Below are 17,196 nucleotides of genomic sequence, written 5' to 3'. Positions count from 1 at the left end.
CGGCGATCTGGACCGCGGTCGCGCCCGAGGCCGTGCGCACCCGCCGAATCCACACCATCCAGGCAGCCTACTGACCCAAATTAGTGCCTAGCAGGGGCACTAAGCGGAGACATCACCCCAGCTCAAGGCACCGCCACCCTACAAAACTGACCAAAGTGACCCAACTCAGGAGATCGTGCGGCGCGACGAGCAGAGCATCGAGGACGATGCCGTGCCCGTCACCGGAGCCGGATCCGACCCGGAAACCGCGTCCGATTCCATCATCGAAGCCGAGTCCGTCACCGAATCCGGAGAAGCTGCGAGGCCCGACACCGAGGCGACGACCGGTGCGGCCGACAAGACCGACACAGCCGACGGGGGTTCCACCGCGTAGGCCGAGGCATCGGCAGAATCGGACCGTACGGGCGTGTGAACAAGTCGGCAGCGGGCTGTCTCCTGGTCGGTGCTCTGTCTGTCTGTCGTCAAAGCCTGCGGAAGACCCGGCAGATCAGCTGCGACCTCGCACCCGGGTTCCGGCGTCCGCCGCCGCTCGCCGCGGCCGTCGGCGAGGGCCGAGAGCCCCAGGTCGCTTCAACGACCCACCCAGAGGCACCCGTAGCCGAGGCTTCCAAAGGCTGCGGGTGGTCTGCGGCACTCGCCGTCATGACGAAAATGAGAAACGTGGGCGTGATCTGTACCTCGAGATGGACTTCAAATCCGGCCGGCTGAAACGGCGCGCACCATTTGCCCGTTGACCCCAAACGAAAACGACCCCGCATGTGCGCCCGCTCGACCACAATAGGTGGAACAACACTTCGGCATATCCACCAGCACTCCGGCTTTGACTCAGAGTGTCCAATATCTGTAAGCCATTGTTTGCAATGGACTCGCTCACCCTCATCGAAGAGAACGCAGATTCGGGTGCTGGCAGATTCGGCCTTATGAAGCCATATGAAAGATGGTTTACACCAATATTGTTGATGCGATTTCACGGTGCCGAGAGAGTCGCCGAACATGCCCGGGGAAAGATGTTGATACCCCCGGGGTTGCGATGATCATGGGCAGCCGTTAGCCATCTCGTACGGCAGTCGAGTCAGTCGGACGTACATCGTGTAGCCAGAGCCTGCCACGAAATGGAGCCGGAAGCCCTCGGTATCTCGAATCCACTCGTACACGGGGTCGGCCGATGCGGGGCACTCCTCCCAGCCGCCCCTCATGAGCTGCTCATCCACCCGACGATAGATTTGGCTCCGCAATTCCGTGTCGTCCTTCTTGCCGTTATATGACCAAACCCCGGCCATACCGTCGTTTTCCGTGCGGTACCAACTGACCCCTGGCGGCATTTCCAAGTTGGGCATCCCGGCCCAGCCCGACGACCCCGACGACGGCGCAGGGGCCGCGGACTCACCGGCCCGTGCCGCCATCGTCTCCGAGTATTGACTCTCCACATTGTCGCGGATCGTCTCAACGGTGCCATCGTCGATAGAGCAACCGCTCATTGCGGCCAATGCCGCCAACGCAGCGATAGCTGAAATGGTCTTCATGATCGGACGGTACCTCCCGATCTGACGTTCGACGACGAAAATAAAATCCTTTGAACCGGGGCCGCTTTCTGGCGACCCTTACTCGGCGGCGTCGTCATCGTTGAAGAGTTAGAGAGTTGTGCCCGTGCGGGCGCCGCGCGGGGGCCGGCGCTTGTGGAGGTCCCCAGGTTCGTTTCGACGGGGGTTGGTTCCGAATTAGTCCGGGAGGTCTGAGGGTCTCGTCATCGGCTTCAGAGACCGGAGCCCTCTACTACCGCTACCTCCTGCGGTGGCCGATACCGACGGGCGCGCCGGGTGCCGGTAGTTAGGCTCTCAGGTGATGCCCAACAACCCCGTCGACCATCGGCTGGCCGCATTGCCGGATTCCGGCTACGTCTACCGCACCGCGTGGCGGGTCGCCACCGGCGACATCGGCGCTGACCTGACTCTGCGCCTGGACAGTGTGGCGCGCTACATCCAGGAGGTCGGGGCCGAGAACCTCATGGATGCCGGGGAAGCCGAAGCTCATCCGCATTGGCTCGTGCAACGCACCGTCATCGACGTGATCGAACCGATCGAATTCCCCAACGAGGTGTCCTTCAGCAGGTGGTGCTCGGCGCTGTCGCTGCGCTGGTGCACGATGCGTGTCGACCTCGTCGGCAGCGACGGCGGCCGCATCGAAACCGAGGGCTTCTGGATCGCGATGAACGCGAAAACGCTGACCCCGCAACGCGCCACGGACTCACTGATCGAGAAATTCTCCACCACCACCGAGGAGCATCGGCTCAAATGGCGGCCCTGGCTGCAGAATCCGGACGATGTCGACCAGCGGACACCGTTCGCCCTGCGACGCACCGACATCGACCTGTTCGAGCACGTCACCAACACCGCATACTGGCACGCCATCCACGAGGTGATGGCCGTGGTGCCGGAAGTCTGCGCGCCGCCCTACCGCGCCGTGATCGAGTACCGCAAGCCGATCAAGTACGGCGAGGACGTCACGATCCGCTGGGCCTGTCGCGGCGACGCCACCGATCCGCAGGTCCACATCGCGTTGACGGTCGGCGATGACGTGCGGGCGGCAGCCCTGTTGCGGCGGCTCTCGATAGGCTGACCGGGTGCCCGAACTCGTACTGACGCAGGTCGAAGACCACGTCGCGCTGATCACCATCAACGATCCTGACCGCCGTAACGCGGTGACCGCGGAGATCTCCGCGGCCCTGCGCGCCGCGGTCGCAAACGCCGAGGCCGATCCCGGCGTGCACGCGGTGATCGTGACCGGCGCGGGCAAGGCGTTCTGCGCCGGTGCCGACCTGACCGCCCTGGGCGAAGCGACCGAGGACGGGCTCAGGGTGATCTACGACGGATTCCTGGCCATCGCCGACTGCACGTTGCCGACGATCGCCGCGGTCAACGGCGCGGCCGTCGGTGCCGGACTGAATCTGGCGCTGGCCGCCGACGTCCGGATCGCCGGACCGGCCGCGCTGTTCGACCCGCGCTTCCAGAAGCTGGGCATCCATCCCGGTGGCGGCGCGACCTGGATGCTGAACCGCATCGTCGGGCCACAGGCCGCCCGCGCCGCGCTGCTGTTCGGTGTGCGGTTCGACGCCGACGCCGCGGTGCGCCACGGTCTGGCACTCGAGGTCGCCGACGACCCGGTGGCCGCGGCCCGGCAGCTGGCCGCCGGCCCGGCCGCCGCGCCGCGCGAGGTCGTTCTGGCCACCAAGGCCTCCATGCGGGCGACCGCCAATCCGGGCACAGTCGATGTCGATCAGCACAGGCTCGCGGTCGACATCGAGATCGTGCCGCAGGCCCGTTCGATCGAGTCGCCTGAGTTCGCGGCCCGGCTGGCCGCGGCCAAGCGCAAGTAGCTCACAGGTCGAGCAGCGTCAGCTCCGGCGCCTCGATCAGCGAGCGCAGCCCGCCGAGGAACGCGGCGACCTGAGCACCGTCGGCGACGCGGTGGTCGAACGCGCAGGTGAGCCTCATCGTCGGCCGCGCCGCCACGGTTCCATCGACCACCACCGGGCGCGGCTTCAGAGCGCCCACGCCGAGGATCGCCGCCTCGGGGTGATTGATCACCGGAATCCCGTCATCGAGACCGAGGGCCCCGAAGTTCGACACCGTGAACGTCGAGCCCTGCAGCTCAACGGGTTTCACGGTACCGTCGCGGGCAGCGGCAGCCAGGCGGGCGACCTCGTCGGCGAGCTGTCGGGTGGTCCGGCGCTGCGCGTCGGTCACCACCGGGACCAGGAGCCCCCGGGGCGCTGCGACACCGACGCCGAGGTGGACCGCGGCGTGGACATGGATGCGCGGACCGTCGGCGGTGTCCACCCAGGTCGAGTTCAGCGCCGGATGGCGACACAGCGTGACGACCAGCAGGCGCACAACGAGCGCGAACGGCGTCACCGAATCGGCGCCCGCGTCTCTGAATCGGTCCCGCAGCCGCAACAGCGCGGTCCCGTCAACCTCGACCGAGGCAGTCGCGTCCGGAATCTCCCGGCGCGACAACGCCATCCGTCGGGCCATCTCCAGCCGGACACCGGTGACCGCGGCGTCCGATGCCGGCGCGTCGGCCGCGGCCAGCACGTCGTCACGGGTGACGATGCCGTCCGGTCCCGAGCCGTCCAGCCGCGTCAGATCAACCTCCAGATCAGCGGCCAGTTTGCGCACCGGCGGTTTGGCCCTGGCCCGTCGCCGGCTGGCGTCCATCGTGTCGTCCGCACCGTAACCGACCAGCACCGGACGGCGTGCCGGCCGGTCCGTTCCCGCCACCTCACTGTCTGTGCTGATGCGCACCAGCACCGAACCGACCGGAAGCGTCTGGCCTTCCCTACCACCGAGTTCGACGATCCGGCCGGCGTATGGGCTGGGGATCTCGACCTGCGCCTTGTTGGTCTCGACGGTGCAGAGCGGCTGGTTGAGCTCGACCTCGTCGCCGACCGCGACGTTCCACTCGGTGACCGTGGCGTCTTCGAGGCCTTCGCCGAGGTCGGGGACCAAGAAATCCTGCACCGCGCTCATGGCCGGCTCATCGCGTTCTCGACGCAGTCGAGCAGTCGGTCCACCCCCGGCAGCCACAGCTTCTCCAGCCGCGCCGGTGGATACGGGGTGTCGAACCCGGTGGCGCGCAACACCGGCGCCTCCAACTCGTAGAAGCACTCCTCCTGGATCCGGGCGGCCAGCTCGGCGCCGAATCCCAGCGTGCGTGACCCCTCGTGCATCACCACGGCGCGACCTGTCTTGCGCACCGACGCCGCGACGGTGTCGAAGTCCAACGGATTCAACGACCGCAGGTCGACCACCTCGAGGCTGTGGGCGCAGATGTCGGCGGCGTTGAGTGCGGTCGCCACCAACGGTCCGTAGGTGATCACGGTGACATCGCCGCCGTGGCAGCGGATCTCGGCCCGGCCGATCGGCGGTGCGGGGTTGCCGGTGTCGACCGGTTCCTTGGCCCAGTAGCGGCGCTTGGGTTCCAGGAAGATCACCGGGTCCCGGGCGGCGATGGCGTAGCGCAGCAGCCAGTACGCGTCGGTCGGCGTGGACGGGACCACCACCTTCAGGCCCGCGGTGTGCAGCCAGTACGTCTCGGTCGATTCCGAATGGTGTTCCACCGCGCCGATGCCACCGAACGACGGGATCCGCACGGTCACCGGCATGTCAAGGTCACCGCGGGTCCGCATGCGGTACTTCGCCAGATGACTGACCATCTGGTCGAACGCCGGCGCGGCGAAACCGTCGAATTGGATTTCGGGGACCGGAACCAGGCCGCGGATCGCCATCCCGATCGCGACGCCGATGATCGCGGACTCGGCCAGCGGGGTGTCGAAACACCGCTGTTCGCCGAAGGTTCGGGCGAGCCCCTCGGTGACCCGGAAGACACCGCCCAGGGTCGCGACGTCCTCGCCGAAGACGTGGACGCGCTCGTCCACCCGCATCGCGTCGTGCAGTGCGCGGTTGATCGCCTGCGCCATCGACATCGGGTTGCCCGAGGCTGCCGGCTCGGGCGTCCGGTCCGGCTCGGGGGCGTCGTCGTCGAAACCGAAGGGCCGCTCGATGAGTTGGGTCATCTCACGCCTCCTTCGCCAGTTCGTCCAACAGCTCGTCGCGCTGCCGGGACAGCTCCGGGGTGATGTCGTGGTAGACCGTGTCGAACACCTCGCCGACGTCGATATCGGGCTCGTGGATCACCGCGTCACGCAGCTCAGCGCGGAGCCGCTGCGCACGGTGTGCGACGCGGTCCTCCAGCCGCTGCGTCCATACCCCGCGGTGCTGCAGGTAGGTGCGGTACCGGGTGATGGGATCCCTTGCGCGCCAACGCTCCACCTCCTCGTCGGACCGGTACCGGGTCGGGTCGTCGGAGGTGGTGTGCGGGCCCATCCGGTAGGTCACCGCCTCGATGAATGTCGGACCGCCGCCGCCCCGCGCCCGGGCCGCGGCACGTTCGGTCACCGCGTAGCAGGCCAGCACGTCGTTGCCGTCGACCCGCACCCCGGGCATGCCGTATCCGATCGCCCGGTGCGCCAGTGTCGGACCGGCATGCTGGCGTTGCACCGGCACCGAGATGGCCCACTGGTTGTTCTGCACGAAGAACACACACGGCGCACCGAACACCGCGGCCAGGTTGAGCGCCTCGTGCGCATCGCCCTCGGAGGTGGCGCCGTCACCCAGGAACGCGACCGTCACCGAATCCTCGCCCAGACGCTGGGCGGCCATCGCGGCACCGACCGCGTGCAGTCCGTGGGTGCCGATCGGTATCGATACCGGGGCCACGCACTTGTCCGTGAATCCCAGTCCGCCGTGCCACCGTCCTCGCCACAGCGCACCCAGCTGGGCCGGTGCGATCGACCGCACCAGGAACGCGCCCAGTTCGCGGTACTGGGGGAACAGCCAGTCGGTCTTGCGCAGGCACGCCGCGGCGCCGATCTGGGCGGCCTCCTGACCACGGCAGGACGCGAACAACGCCAGCTCGCCCTGGCGCTGCAGGTTGACGAACTCGGTGTCGAGCTCGCGGGTGACGACCATCGACTCGTAGAGCCAGGCCAGTGTCTCGGGTGGGAGGTCTCTGCGGTATCGGGATTCGGCGGTGGCTGCGCCGTCGGGCGCCACCAGTTGAATCGGCTCGCCGAGCTCAGCAAGCGCCGACAATCCAGCCATACCGCCTCCTAGGGTCACTGCGGCGGATCGCGCCGTCAGACGACTGAGGTGCTCAGGGCAGCGGCGGCAGAGCCGGACTCCTGGTGTGGAGCTGTCGGCCGGCACCGGGGTTGTGGCGCCGGGTCGACGATGCGCTGTGCTCGCCGTAGCACTGGGGCACCCCCATTATGCCGACGAACTGTGAACCAGACCACAAATGACGCGGCGCGCGTCGTCGTCAAAGGCACCCCCACGGGGGGATGGACGCCGGGCCGACGGGTTAGGTCGTCGCAGCTAGGGCGCCAGAGCCACGATGCGCTCGGCGCGCCGCAACACCGGCATGTCGACCATCTGACCCTCGAACTGGAAAACGCCTCGCTGGGTGCGCGCGGTGTCGAGGACACGGCGGGCCCACTCCACCTCGCCATCGGTGGGTGTGTAGCCGGCCCGGATCACCGCGACCTGAGACGGGTGGATGGCCACCTTGGCGTCGAACCCGACCGCGACGGCGTCGTCGACCTCGGCACGCAGGCCGTCGAGGTTCTTGATGTCGAGATACACCGAGTCCAACGCCAGCCGGCCGTACGCCTTGGCGGCCAGCAACGTCTGCGAACGCACGTGGCGGGCCACCTCGCGGTAGGAGCCGTCGGGGTAGCGATTGGCCGTCCCGCCGAGCACGGCGAACAGATCCTCGGCACCCCACATCAGGGCGTACGCGTTGTCCACGCGCGCCAGGTCGACCACATTGAGCGCACCGAGCGGTGTTTCGATGAGCACCACGACCTGCCGGGGGGCGAGCGCGGCGACCTGCTCCGGTGACTCGGTCTTGGCGAGCATCACCGTCGTGTACGACGTGCCGGCCAGCGCCTCGAGGTCGGGTTCGTGGTCGGGGGTGCCGGCGGGGTTGACCCGCACCACAGTGCGCGCCGGATCCAACGGGGTGTCGACGAGCGCTTTGCGCGCGGCCTCGCGATCCTTGGCAGCCACACCGTCCTCCAGATCGAGGATCACGATATCGGCTGCTGCAGCGGCCTTCTCGAATCGCTCCGGCCTGTCAGCCGGGCAGAACAACCACGCGGGACCGACAGCCAGTGCCATCGTCACTCTCCTTCGGGGCGCTTGCGCACCATGGTCTTGCGCGACGCCGTGGCCACGATGTCGCCGTGCTGGTTGCGGCCGGTGTGGGCGAAGGTCACGATGCCCTCGCCCGGGCGGCTCTTGGACTCCCGCTTGTCGACGACCTCGGTCTCGGCGTACAGCGTGTCACCGTGGAACAGTGGCTTCGGGAATGCGACCTCACCGAAACCGAGATTGCCGACGATGGTGCCCTGCGTGAGCTGCGCGACGGACAGACCGACCAGCGTCGAGAGCGTGAACATCGAGTTGACCAGGCGCTGGTGGAACGGCGGCAACGCATCCGAGAACGCGGCGTCAAGGTGTAACGCCTGAGTGTTCATCGTCAGTGTGGTGAACAAGACGTTGTCGGCCTCGGTGATCGTGCGCCCCGGCCGGTGCTGGTAGAGTACGCCGGTCTCGAACTCCTCGAACCAGAGCCCGCGCTGGACGACGATCGTCTTCGGGGTCACATCGCTCATTACAGACCCAGCTCCCGCCCGATCAGCATCAGCTGCACCTCCGTTGTGCCCTCGCCGATTTCGAGGATCTTGCTGTCGCGGTAGTGTCGTGCCACGGGATACTCGTTCATGAACCCGTAGCCGCCGAAGATCTGCGTGGCGTCGCGGGCGTTGTCCATCGCCGCTTCACTCGAGACCAGCTTGGCCACCGCGGCGGCCTTCTTGAAGGGCTTGCCCGCGAGCATCAGCGCGGCGGCGTCGTAGTAAGCCGCGCGGGCGGCGTGCGCCCTGGCTTCCATCCTGGCGATCTTGAACGCGATCGCCTGATTGGTACCGATCGCCCGGCCGAAGGCGTGCCGCTCCTTGGCGTACTTCACGCTTTCGTCGACGCATCCTTGGGCGGCACCGACCGACAGCGCCGCGATCGCGATCCGACCCTCGTCGAGGATCCGCAGGAAGTTGGCATAGCCGCGGCCGCGTTCGCCGAGCAGGTTCTCCTCGGGCACACGCACGTCGTCGAAGCTGAGCGGGTGGGTGTCCGACGCGTTCCAACCGACCTTGTTGTAGGCCGGTTCGGCGGTGAACCCCGGTGTGGGCACCGGCACCAGAATCGACGAGATCTCCTTCTTGCCGCCGGTCTCCCCGGTGACCGCGGTGACCGTGACCAGCTTGGTGATGTCGGTTCCCGAATTGGTGATGAACTGTTTGGACCCGTTGATCACCCAGTGTCCGTCGTCGAGCCGGGCGGTCGTCTTCGTCGCCCCAGCGTCACTACCTCCGCCTGCTTCGGTCAAACCAAAAGCGCCCAAAGCCTTTCCGCTCGCCAGCAGCGGCAGCCACTCCTGCCTCTGGGCCTCCGTGCCGAACCGGTAGACCGGCATCGCACCCAGCGAGACGCCGGCCTCCAGGGTGATCGCCACGCTCTGGTCGACCTTACCCAGCTCTTCGAGCGCCAGGCACAGCGCGAAGTAGTCGCCGCCCATGCCGCCGTACTCCTCGGGGAACGGCAGGCCGAACAACCCCATCTCGGCCATCCCCGAGACCACCTCGTACGGGAACGAGTGCTCTTCGTCGTGCTTGGCCGCGACCGGCGCCACCACGCTCTGCGCGAAATCCCGCACGGTCTTGGCCAGCTGCTCGTAATGGTCGGGAAGTGTCCCGGTGGCCAGGTTATTGTTCATGCGCGATTCGCTCCGCTTCTCGCTGGACTGTCATGACTGCGGCTCCTCGGTTGCCGTTATCCGGGCCAGCACCTGGCCCACTTTCACCTGTTCGCCCGCACCGATCAGCAGGTCGACCACTCCGTCCACGGGGGCGGACAGCGCGTGCTCCATCTTCATCGCCTCGACAGTGACCACGACGGTCCCGGCGGTCACCGTGGCACCGTCCTCCACCCCGACGGCGACTACCGCGCCCGGCATCGGGCTGGTCAGTTCGGCGTCGCCGCTGTGGGCGTCGTCGGGCCGCACGGGGGCTTCCCGGACCTCCTCAACCAGTGTCACCCGTCCCGCACCGCCCAGCCACACCTGATGACCGGCTCCGGCGACGAGGTACTCCGTGCGCACCCCGTCGAGGGTGACGGCCAGCAGGTCGGCGGCCAGAGTCGCACTCAGCGTACGGCTTTCGCCGCCCTCGACGGTGGCCGTGGCCTCCTGGGGTGTGCCGGTCAGCCAGACGTGGTCGGTGCGTTCCCCCGCCCGCAGCCGGATCGGCGTCGGGGCATGCCCGGCGATCCGCCAGCCCGACGGCACCTCCCACGGACTCGCCGGCGCCCCCGGCCATGACCGCAGCCATCGATAGGCCGCCGCCGCGACGAGTTCCGCATCCGTCGCCGGCGCCGGCGCGAAATCCGGCAGCCGTCGATCCAGCAGCCCGGTGTCGAGATTTCCGGCGACCACGTCGGGATCGGCCAGCAGGAAGCGCAGGAACTCCACATTGGTGGTCAGTCCCAGGACCGCGGTATCGCCCAGCGCCCGATCGAGAGCGCGCAGAGCGCCGGGCCGGTCCCCGGCATGGGCGACCACCTTGGCCAGCATCGGGTCGTAGTCGCTGCCGACCACCGTGCCGCGCCTCAGTCCGGAATCCACCCGCACGCCGGGCGCGGCGGGTTCGCGCAGCGCGAGAACATCGCCCCCGGTGGGCAGGAAGTTGCGGTCCGGGTCCTCGGCGTACACACGGGCCTCGATGGCGTGGCCGTCGAGGCGGATGTCCTCCTGCGCCACCGGCAACTTCTCCCCCGCGGCGACACGGACCTGCAGTTCGACCAGATCCAGCCCGGTGACCATCTCGGTGACCGGGTGCTCGACCTGCAATCGGGTGTTCATCTCCATGAAGAAGAACTCATCGGGGCGGTCGGCGGACACGATGAACTCGACGGTGCCGGCACCGGTGTAGTCGACGCTGCGCGCGGTGTCGCAGGCGGCCGCACCGATACGCGCACGGGTCTGGGCGTCCAGCAGCGGTGACGGGGCCTCTTCGATGACCTTCTGATGGCGACGCTGCAGACTGCACTCGCGCTCACCGAGGTGCACCACATTGCCGTGGGTGTCGGCGAGCACCTGGACCTCGATGTGGCGGGGATTGAGCACGAACCGTTCAAGAAACAGCGTGTCGTCACCGAACGCCGACGCTGCCTCGCGACGAGCACTGGCCAGGGCCGAAGGTAGGTCCGCGGCTTCGTGCACCACGCGCATGCCCTTGCCTCCGCCTCCCGCGGAGGGCTTGATCAGCACCGGGAAGCCGACCTCGGCCGCACCGGCGATCAGGTCGTCGTCGGTGAGACCGGGACGGGAGATGCCCGGCACCACGGGAACCCCGAACGCCGACACCGCGGCCTTGGCCGAGATCTTGTCGCCCATGGTCTGGATCGCCGACACCGGCGGGCCGATGAATGTGATCCCGGCGTGTTGCAGCGCCTCGGCGAATTGTGCGTTCTCCGACAGGAATCCGTACCCGGGATGCACTGCCTGGGCGCCGGTGCGCTCGACGGCCGACAGCAGTGCATCGATCGACAAGTAGCTCTGCCGCGCCGGCGCGGGCCCGATCCGCACTGCCACGTCAGCCTCGGCGACGTGCCGGGCGCCGGCGTCAGCGTCGCTGAACACCGCCACCGAGCGAATTCCCATGGCGCGCAACGTCCGGATCACCCGAACGGCGATCTCGCCCCGGTTGGCCACCAGGACGGTGTGAAACATCCCGTCGCTGCGCTCGCCCTGGATGTGAAACATCCCGTCGCTGCGCTCGCCCTGGATGTGAAACGTCGTGTGGTTCATATTCCTCACATCCTGAAGACGCCGTAGGACACCGGCTCCAGAGGCGCCTGGGCGGTCACCGAAAGCGCCAGTCCGACAATATCTCTGGTGTCGGCGGGGTCGATGACACCGTCGTCCCAGAGCCGGGCGGTGGAATAGTACGGGTTACCCTGGTCCTCATACTGAGCGCGGATGGGCGCCTTGAACGCCTCCTCCTCCTCGGGCGTCATGTCCCCGCGGACGGTGGCCAGCACCGAGGCGGCCTGCTCGCCACCCATCACCGAGATACGGGCGTTGGGCCACATCCACAAAAAGCGTGGTGAATACGCCCGCCCGCACATCGAGTAGTTGCCGGCGCCGTAGGAACCGCCGATCACCACGGTGAGCTTCGGGACCCGCGCGCACGCCACGGCGGTGACCATCTTGGCACCGTGCTTGGCGATGCCGCCCGCCTCGTAGTCGCGCCCCACCATGAACCCGGAGATGTTCTGCAGGAACAGCAACGGTACGACGCGCTTGTCGCACAGCTCGATGAAATGTGCACCCTTGACCGCCGATTCGCCGAACAACACCCCGTTGTTGGCGACGATGCCGACAGGGTGCCCGTGAATGCGAGCGAATCCGGTCACCAGCGTGGTGCCGTACTCGGCCTTGAATTCGGAAAATTCCCCACCATCGACGATGCGGGTGATCACCTCGTGCACGTCGTAGGGAACCCGGGAATCGACCGGGACCACGTCGTAGAGCTCGGTCTGCTCGGCGACCGGATCGGCCGCCGGCGCCACCTGCCAGGGCGGCTCGGCCCGGGGCGCCAGCGTGCTCACGATGTTGCGGACGATCCGCAACGCGTCGCGATCGTCGTGCGCCAGGTGGTCTGTCACGCCAGACACCTTGGAATGCAGGTCGCCGCCGCCGAGTTCCTCGGCGGTCACGACCTCGCCGGTGGCCGCCTTCACCAAGGGCGGACCACCGAGGAAGATGGTGCCCTGGTTGCGGACGATCACGGCCTCGTCGCTCATCGCCGGCACGTAGGCCCCGCCCGCGGTGCACGAGCCGAGCACAGCGGCGATCTGCGCGATCCCTTTGGCACTCATGGTCGCCTGGTTGTAGAAGATGCGACCGAAGTGCTCGCGGTCCGGGAACACTTCGTCCTGGCGGGGCAGGAACGCGCCACCGGAGTCCACCAGGTAGATGCACGGCAGACGGTTCTGCAGCGCGATCTCCTGGGCGCGCAGGTGCTTCTTGACCGTGATCGGGTAGTACGTGCCGCCTTTGACAGTGGCGTCGTTGGCCACGATCATGCATTCGCGCCCGGAGACGCGGCCGATCCCGGCGATCATCCCCGCTCCCGGGCACTCGTCGTCATACATGCCGTCGGCGGCCAGCGCGGCCAGCTCCAGGAACGGGCTTCCCGGGTCGAGTAGACCGTCGACGCGATCGCGCGGCAGCAATTTCCCGCGGCTGACGTGGCGCTCGCGTGCGCGCTCAGGACCGCCGAGTGCCGCGGCAGCCAGCTTGCTCCGCAACTGATCGACCAGCGCGACGTGACTGTCGCGGTGAGATGTCCGCGCTGCCATCCGGGAACCACCTTTGAGTTAATGACGGCTAACCGGGTGGTATGTTAAGCACCATTAACTGATGATGTCCAGCATCGACGGGAGGTTCACGTCATGACCACTACGGACGCGACCTCGCCACGCAGCAGGGCCAAGTCCGACCGCCGCGGCCAACTCGTCGCCGCAGCCGAGCGCCTGATCGCCGAACACGGCTATCTTGCGGTGCGACTGGAGGACATCGGGGCGGCCGCCGGTGTCAGCGGTCCGGCGATCTACCGCCACTTCCCCAACAAGGAAGCGCTGCTGGTGGAGTTGCTGGTGGGCATCAGCACCCGCCTGCTGGCCGGCGGAGGCGAGGTGGTCGCGCAGGCCGCCGACGCCGATGCCGCACTGGAAAGGCTGATCGACTTCCATCTGGACTTCGCGTTGGGGGAACCCGACCTGATCCGCATCCAGGACCGCGACCTCGGCAACCTGCCCGCTGCGGCCAAACGCCAGGTTCGCCGCAAGCAGCGGCAGTACGTCGAGATCTGGGTGGAGGTGCTGCGGCGGCGCAACCCGGAACTCACCGAGGCGGACGCGCGACTAATGGCGCACGCGGCGTTCGGGCTGCTGAACTCGACGCCGCACGGCGTGAAACCCGGCCTCACGAAAACGGCCGAGGCCAGCTTCCGGACCGTCCTCAAAACGATGACGGTCGCGGCGCTGACCTCGGCCGGCCTACGCGGGTGAAGCGCTAATACCAGACTTTTCGACCACCGACCGGCCGCCCGACGGAGCCGAGCACCCAGAACACGGCGCCGATCACCAGCAGGACCACACCGATGTAGGTGAGGATGGACATGCCGAACACGAGCCCCAGGATCAGCAGGATCGCACCGAGGACGATCATGATCTCACTCTTCCCTTCCAGTTTTAATTCAGTTATCCAGTCAGCGATTTACTGGCTGGGTTCGGGGACATTGCAATCCGTCACCTTCGGATTGACTCCCGCGTAATTCAGTGGCCCCGCCACCACCGTCAGTGCAATGCTTCCGGCTGTGGCGCAATTGGCTTCACCACCACTGAAATAGTCACGCTGATATGCGGCGAAGACGCCGATCAATAACCAGACGAGCACAATGACGCCGAGAGCTCCTCGCATGCGTGCCTCCTCCGTCTGCGCGGCCTTGTGGCGCGCAGCTGAGATTTACCCCGCAGAAAATTGCGGTAAACCTCGGCGGCGACAGGTCAATCGGCGAAAGCGTCGGTCAGCCACGCGGTCATGGCTTTTCGCAACACGGCACGGTTCTCGCGCTTGTCGATTTCATGGCCGTCGTCGTCGAACGTCAACAGCTGCACCGGCCTGCCGAGCTCGGTCAGCGTGTCGTACATCTGCTGCGACTCGCTCGGGGGCACGTTGGTGTCGTTGAGGCCGTGCACCAGCAGCAGCGGCGCGGTGATCTTGGCCGCCCGCGGCAGCGGGGACAACCGGTCGAGCAGGTCCTGATCACTGACGGGGTGCCCGTATTTGGGGTACGCCGCGGCGGCGATCCATTGTTCGGTGCTGCGGTACCAGGTGTTCAGATCGCTCATGCCGCAGATGCTGATCCCGGCAGCGAACTCGTCGGGATGGAACGCCAGTGCCGCCTGGGTCAGGTAGCCGCCGTAGGACCAGCCGCAGCACGCCACCCGGTCGGCCGGAGCGTACCCGTTACCCACCAGGAAGCGGGCCGCGTCGGCGACATCGTCGATCGCGGCGAACCGGCGCTCGCGGTCGTCGGCGTGCATGAAGGCCCTGCCGAACCCGCCCGAACCGCGCACATTGGGCAGGAAGACGCAAATCCCCTTGTCCAGCAGCGCCGGGAAAAACTCGTTGTAGCCCGGCCTACCCTGTCCCTCGGGTCCTCCGTGCAGGAACAGCATCGCGCCGATCGTGTCCACGCCGTCGGGAGGACGGAACAGCCAACCGCTGAAGGTCAACCCGTCGCGGGCGATGATCGTCTCCAGCGTGGGGTCAGCCGATACCGGACCACTGCTCGGTTCGCGGTCGACCAGCTGCCATTCACCGGTGCGCGGATCCACCAGCTCGACCGTCGGCGGCTTGGAGGGACCCTCGACGGTCAGAGCCAGCATCGACCCGCCGGCGCTGATACTCAGCTCGCCGGCCACCATGCCGGGCAGCGGGATCGGGTCGTGCAGCGTGTAGTCGGCATACTCCAGGATCTGTAATTCGCTGGCGCCGTGCAGGTTCCACAACATCGCCACCGTCGACAGATCGTCACTGACGACGAACTCATCGAGTTCGTAGCCCGGCCTCTCGGCCAACACCTGGTAGGACACCCCGTCCGCGGTCACGATCACCTCCAGCAGGCGGGCGTGCTGAGCTCCGTTCTCGCTGCGGATCAGCGCACGCACATAGCCTTCGGTGCTGTTGAGGCCGTACTCCTTGGCCGGTTGGTAGAGCTCGGTGGTCTCGCCGTCGGGCCCGGAACGCAACCGGCGCGGACTGTGGTCGTCGAGAATGATCCCCGTGTCGGTGGTGGACCCGGGATCGTATGGCAGCAAGGCGGTTTCGGTGAGGCCACGCAGCATGATGAGCTCGCGATAGCCGCGGGGCCCGACCCGCACCAGCGAAGCCCCGGCCCAGGCATCGACGAGTCGGCCGCCCGAGCGGCGGTCCAGCACCGTGACGGGCCCACCGGACGGGTCGAGCAGACATGAGCTGCCCACCCCGTCTTCTCCGGTCAGGATCGCAGCGACCAGGGATCCGTCCCAACTGATCAGCTCGGCGGTGCCTTCCACCCCCTCGGGCCAGCTGTCGATCCTGCGCGCGTCGCGGTCGTCGGGATCCGTTGTCACCACCCAGATCTGGCTGCGACTGCCACCCTCGGGGGCCACCTGGCACGCCAACCAGTGCCCGTCGGCGGAGTGCAGCACCCGCGTGACGGAGCCCTCGACGGGGAGCTCGACGTCGCGCGACGAGCTCGCCCGCCACCCACGCAGGAACCGCTGTACCGCCCTCGGGTACCCGCCGTCGTCGACGAGATGGGCGAACGCGGTGGCGTCGGGAGACATCGACGCGCCGTATATCCGGCGTACCTGTTCTGCCACGGTTCCCGATTGTGCACGGTCGGCAGGCGTGATGACGGGGTGGACCGGCGCCGGGGCGCCTTGAGCGGTCGCACAGGTACCCTGCAGCCATGAGGTGGGCATGACGGAGTCACCCTTCGGCCGCGGACGCGAGGAGCAATCCGGCTGGAGCGGACGCGAGGAGCAATCCGGCTGGAGCGGACGCGAGGAGCAATCCGGCTGGAGCGGACGCGAGGAGCAGCCGGGCCATCCCGGTTATTCCGGTTACTCCGATCCCGCGTACGCCAGCCAGACGCCGTACGGCCAGGCGTATCAGCCGCCGTCGGCGCCCCGCCCGACAGAGCGCATGCCCGCCTACTCGCCGTACGGGTACGACCCGTACGCGATGGGGCAGTATCCGTCGCCGCAGCCGCCGGGCCAGGGGTCCGAGCCGCCGCCGGAGGGACCGAAGTCGCCGCGCTGGCTGTGGATCGTCGCGGGAGTGGCGGTGCTCCTGGTGATCGGCCTGGTGATCGCACTGGTGATCGTCAACAGCTCGCGGCAACAGACGGTCGTGGCTCCGTTGCCGTCGGCGCCGGAGCCGACGTTCACGACGCCGTCCCCGCCGACGACGTCGCGCACACCGACTACCAGGCCCACGACGCCGGTGCTGCCCGTTCCCACGCTGCCGAGCACGCCGCGGACTTCGCCCACCGCACCGAGGGTGCCGGGCGCCACCGACACCGTCGTCTACACCGTCGACGGCAACGGGCGCGCCATCAACATCACCTACGTCGACACCGGCGGGCTGCTGCAGACCGAGTTCAACGTCATGCTGCCGTGGAGCAAGGAGGTTGCGCTGCCTCGACCCGGCGAGGATTCGGCGAGCATCAGCATCATCAACGTCGGGCGCGAGGTGACCTGTTCGATCACGCTGAACGGCGCGCAGCTCGACCAGCGCACCGGGATCGGCCTGACCATCTGCACCCCGAAGCGCTAAGCCTCGATCCACCGATGAATCGCCTGTTCGGAGGGTGTTGATGTAAGGAAAGTGCCCTTTGAGCTGGGATGATTGGAGTTACCACACTTCGATCAGCCCACGTTCAGAAAGGCACTTCCGGTGCAA

At 67.5% G+C, this 17,196-nt stretch carries 17 protein-coding genes; 5 read left to right on the top strand and 12 right to left on the bottom strand.

Translation table 11 applies throughout. The features are described from left to right. The first annotated feature begins 175 nt into the window (after positions 1–175). The gene (locus ACXMYJ_RS26710) at positions 176–373 is read left to right on the top strand and encodes a hypothetical protein (protein ID WP_460359308.1); all 198 of its coding nucleotides are present in this window, start codon (positions 176–178) and stop codon (positions 371–373) included. A 661-nt stretch (positions 374–1,034) separates the two neighbouring features. On the opposite strand, the gene ACXMYJ_RS26705 is transcribed toward ACXMYJ_RS26710, so the two are convergent. Then, entirely contained in the window at positions 1,035–1,523 is a 489-nt protein-coding gene (locus ACXMYJ_RS26705; protein WP_443189152.1) for a hypothetical protein, read from the bottom strand. Positions 1,524–1,839: 316 nt separating this feature from the next. On the opposite strand from ACXMYJ_RS26705, the gene ACXMYJ_RS26700 reads away from it, so the two are divergent. Both ACXMYJ_RS26700 and ACXMYJ_RS26695 read left to right on the top strand, forming a co-directional pair. After that, positions 1,840–2,616, top strand: a complete 777-nt coding sequence (locus ACXMYJ_RS26700; RefSeq protein ID WP_460359307.1) for an acyl-[acyl-carrier-protein] thioesterase — start codon at positions 1,840–1,842, stop codon at positions 2,614–2,616. A gap of 4 nt (positions 2,617–2,620) precedes the next feature. Next, a complete protein-coding gene (locus ACXMYJ_RS26695; RefSeq protein ID WP_460359306.1) occupies positions 2,621–3,373 on the top strand; it encodes an enoyl-CoA hydratase in 753 nt (250 codons plus the stop codon). 1 nt (position 3,374) lies between these two features. Here ACXMYJ_RS26695 and ACXMYJ_RS26690 read toward each other — a convergent pair whose 3' ends face one another. The 8 genes from ACXMYJ_RS26690 to ACXMYJ_RS26655 form a co-directional block, all read right to left on the bottom strand. Further along, positions 3,375–4,526, bottom strand: coding sequence for a dihydrolipoamide acetyltransferase family protein (locus tag ACXMYJ_RS26690; protein WP_460359305.1), 1,152 nt, complete (start codon positions 4,524–4,526; stop codon positions 3,375–3,377). Further along, a complete protein-coding gene (locus tag ACXMYJ_RS26685) occupies positions 4,523–5,572 on the bottom strand; it encodes an alpha-ketoacid dehydrogenase subunit beta (RefSeq protein ID WP_460359304.1) in 1,050 nt (349 codons plus the stop codon). Before ACXMYJ_RS26685 ends, ACXMYJ_RS26690 begins: the two co-directional genes overlap by 4 nt. A gap of 1 nt (position 5,573) precedes the next feature. Then, a complete protein-coding gene (pdhA, locus tag ACXMYJ_RS26680) occupies positions 5,574–6,659 on the bottom strand; it encodes a pyruvate dehydrogenase (acetyl-transferring) E1 component subunit alpha (protein WP_260754376.1) in 1,086 nt (361 codons plus the stop codon). 273 nt (positions 6,660–6,932) lie between these two features. Beyond that, a complete protein-coding gene (locus tag ACXMYJ_RS26675; RefSeq protein WP_460359303.1) occupies positions 6,933–7,736 on the bottom strand; it encodes an HpcH/HpaI aldolase/citrate lyase family protein in 804 nt (267 codons plus the stop codon). Between the two features lie 2 nt (positions 7,737–7,738). After that, complete coding sequence (locus tag ACXMYJ_RS26670) at positions 7,739–8,233, bottom strand: MaoC family dehydratase (RefSeq protein ID WP_260754379.1); 495 nt, start codon at positions 8,231–8,233, stop codon at positions 7,739–7,741. Beyond that, a complete protein-coding gene (locus tag ACXMYJ_RS26665) occupies positions 8,233–9,393 on the bottom strand; it encodes an acyl-CoA dehydrogenase family protein (protein ID WP_260754380.1) in 1,161 nt (386 codons plus the stop codon). The genes ACXMYJ_RS26670 and ACXMYJ_RS26665 overlap by 1 nt, the downstream gene beginning before the upstream one ends. A gap of 30 nt (positions 9,394–9,423) precedes the next feature. Continuing rightward, positions 9,424–11,406, bottom strand: coding sequence for an acetyl-CoA carboxylase biotin carboxylase subunit (locus tag ACXMYJ_RS26660; RefSeq protein WP_460359309.1), 1,983 nt, complete (start codon positions 11,404–11,406; stop codon positions 9,424–9,426). A gap of 83 nt (positions 11,407–11,489) precedes the next feature. After that, positions 11,490–13,040, bottom strand: a complete 1,551-nt coding sequence (locus ACXMYJ_RS26655) for a carboxyl transferase domain-containing protein (RefSeq protein ID WP_460359302.1) — start codon at positions 13,038–13,040, stop codon at positions 11,490–11,492. Between the two features lie 93 nt (positions 13,041–13,133). Between ACXMYJ_RS26655 and ACXMYJ_RS26650 the strand changes: the two genes are divergently transcribed. Further along, positions 13,134–13,751 carry an SACE_7040 family transcriptional regulator gene (locus tag ACXMYJ_RS26650; protein ID WP_460359301.1) on the top strand — a complete coding sequence of 206 codons (618 nt, stop codon included), beginning with the start codon at positions 13,134–13,136 and terminating at the stop codon, positions 13,749–13,751. Positions 13,752–13,755: 4 nt separating this feature from the next. Here the strand turns inward: ACXMYJ_RS26650 and ACXMYJ_RS26645 are convergent, their stop codons facing one another. The 3 genes from ACXMYJ_RS26645 to ACXMYJ_RS26635 form a co-directional block, all read right to left on the bottom strand. Further along, complete coding sequence (locus tag ACXMYJ_RS26645) at positions 13,756–13,911, bottom strand: hypothetical protein (protein WP_260754386.1); 156 nt, start codon at positions 13,909–13,911, stop codon at positions 13,756–13,758. A 48-nt stretch (positions 13,912–13,959) separates the two neighbouring features. Continuing rightward, on the bottom strand, positions 13,960–14,163 hold the full coding sequence (locus ACXMYJ_RS26640) for a hypothetical protein (protein WP_260754388.1): 204 nt from the start codon (positions 14,161–14,163) through the stop codon (positions 13,960–13,962). A gap of 86 nt (positions 14,164–14,249) precedes the next feature. Then, positions 14,250–16,076, bottom strand: coding sequence for an alpha/beta fold hydrolase (locus ACXMYJ_RS26635; protein WP_260758194.1), 1,827 nt, complete (start codon positions 16,074–16,076; stop codon positions 14,250–14,252). A gap of 130 nt (positions 16,077–16,206) precedes the next feature. Between ACXMYJ_RS26635 and ACXMYJ_RS26630 the strand changes: the two genes are divergently transcribed. Beyond that, positions 16,207–17,070, top strand: a complete 864-nt coding sequence (locus ACXMYJ_RS26630) for an MmpS family transport accessory protein (protein ID WP_460359300.1) — start codon at positions 16,207–16,209, stop codon at positions 17,068–17,070. Positions 17,071–17,196 lie beyond the last annotated feature (126 nt).

It is taken from the genome of Mycobacterium sp. ZZG (genome assembly GCF_054786995.1).
Note: the sequence above shows the minus strand (reverse complement) of the source record. Positions and strands in the feature narration are given on the sequence as shown.

Excerpts from the sequence above, each read along its gene's own strand:
- pdhA (WP_260754376.1), bottom strand. The coding sequence starts at position 6,659 with ATGGCTGGATTGTCGGCGCTTGCTGAGCTCGGCGAGCCGATTCAACTG.
- ACXMYJ_RS26685 (WP_460359304.1), bottom strand. The coding sequence starts at position 5,572 with ATGACCCAACTCATCGAGCGGCCCTTCGGTTTCGACGACGACGCCCCC.
- ACXMYJ_RS26635 (WP_260758194.1), bottom strand. The coding sequence starts at position 16,076 with ATGTCTCCCGACGCCACCGCGTTCGCCCATCTCGTCGACGACGGCGGG.
- ACXMYJ_RS26655 (WP_460359302.1), bottom strand. The coding sequence starts at position 13,040 with ATGGCAGCGCGGACATCTCACCGCGACAGTCACGTCGCGCTGGTCGAT.
- ACXMYJ_RS26705 (WP_443189152.1), bottom strand. The coding sequence starts at position 1,523 with ATGAAGACCATTTCAGCTATCGCTGCGTTGGCGGCATTGGCCGCAATG.
- ACXMYJ_RS26645 (WP_260754386.1), bottom strand. The coding sequence starts at position 13,911 with ATGATCGTCCTCGGTGCGATCCTGCTGATCCTGGGGCTCGTGTTCGGC.
- ACXMYJ_RS26660 (WP_460359309.1), bottom strand. The coding sequence starts at position 11,406 with ATGTTTCACACCGTCCTGGTGGCCAACCGGGGCGAGATCGCCGTTCGG.
- ACXMYJ_RS26675 (WP_460359303.1), bottom strand. The coding sequence starts at position 7,736 with ATGGCACTGGCTGTCGGTCCCGCGTGGTTGTTCTGCCCGGCTGACAGG.
- ACXMYJ_RS26650 (WP_460359301.1), top strand. The coding sequence starts at position 13,134 with ATGACCACTACGGACGCGACCTCGCCACGCAGCAGGGCCAAGTCCGAC.
- ACXMYJ_RS26670 (WP_260754379.1), bottom strand. The coding sequence starts at position 8,233 with ATGAGCGATGTGACCCCGAAGACGATCGTCGTCCAGCGCGGGCTCTGG.
- ACXMYJ_RS26690 (WP_460359305.1), bottom strand. The coding sequence starts at position 4,526 with ATGAGCGCGGTGCAGGATTTCTTGGTCCCCGACCTCGGCGAAGGCCTC.
- ACXMYJ_RS26665 (WP_260754380.1), bottom strand. The coding sequence starts at position 9,393 with ATGAACAATAACCTGGCCACCGGGACACTTCCCGACCATTACGAGCAG.
- ACXMYJ_RS26640 (WP_260754388.1), bottom strand. The coding sequence starts at position 14,163 with ATGCGAGGAGCTCTCGGCGTCATTGTGCTCGTCTGGTTATTGATCGGC.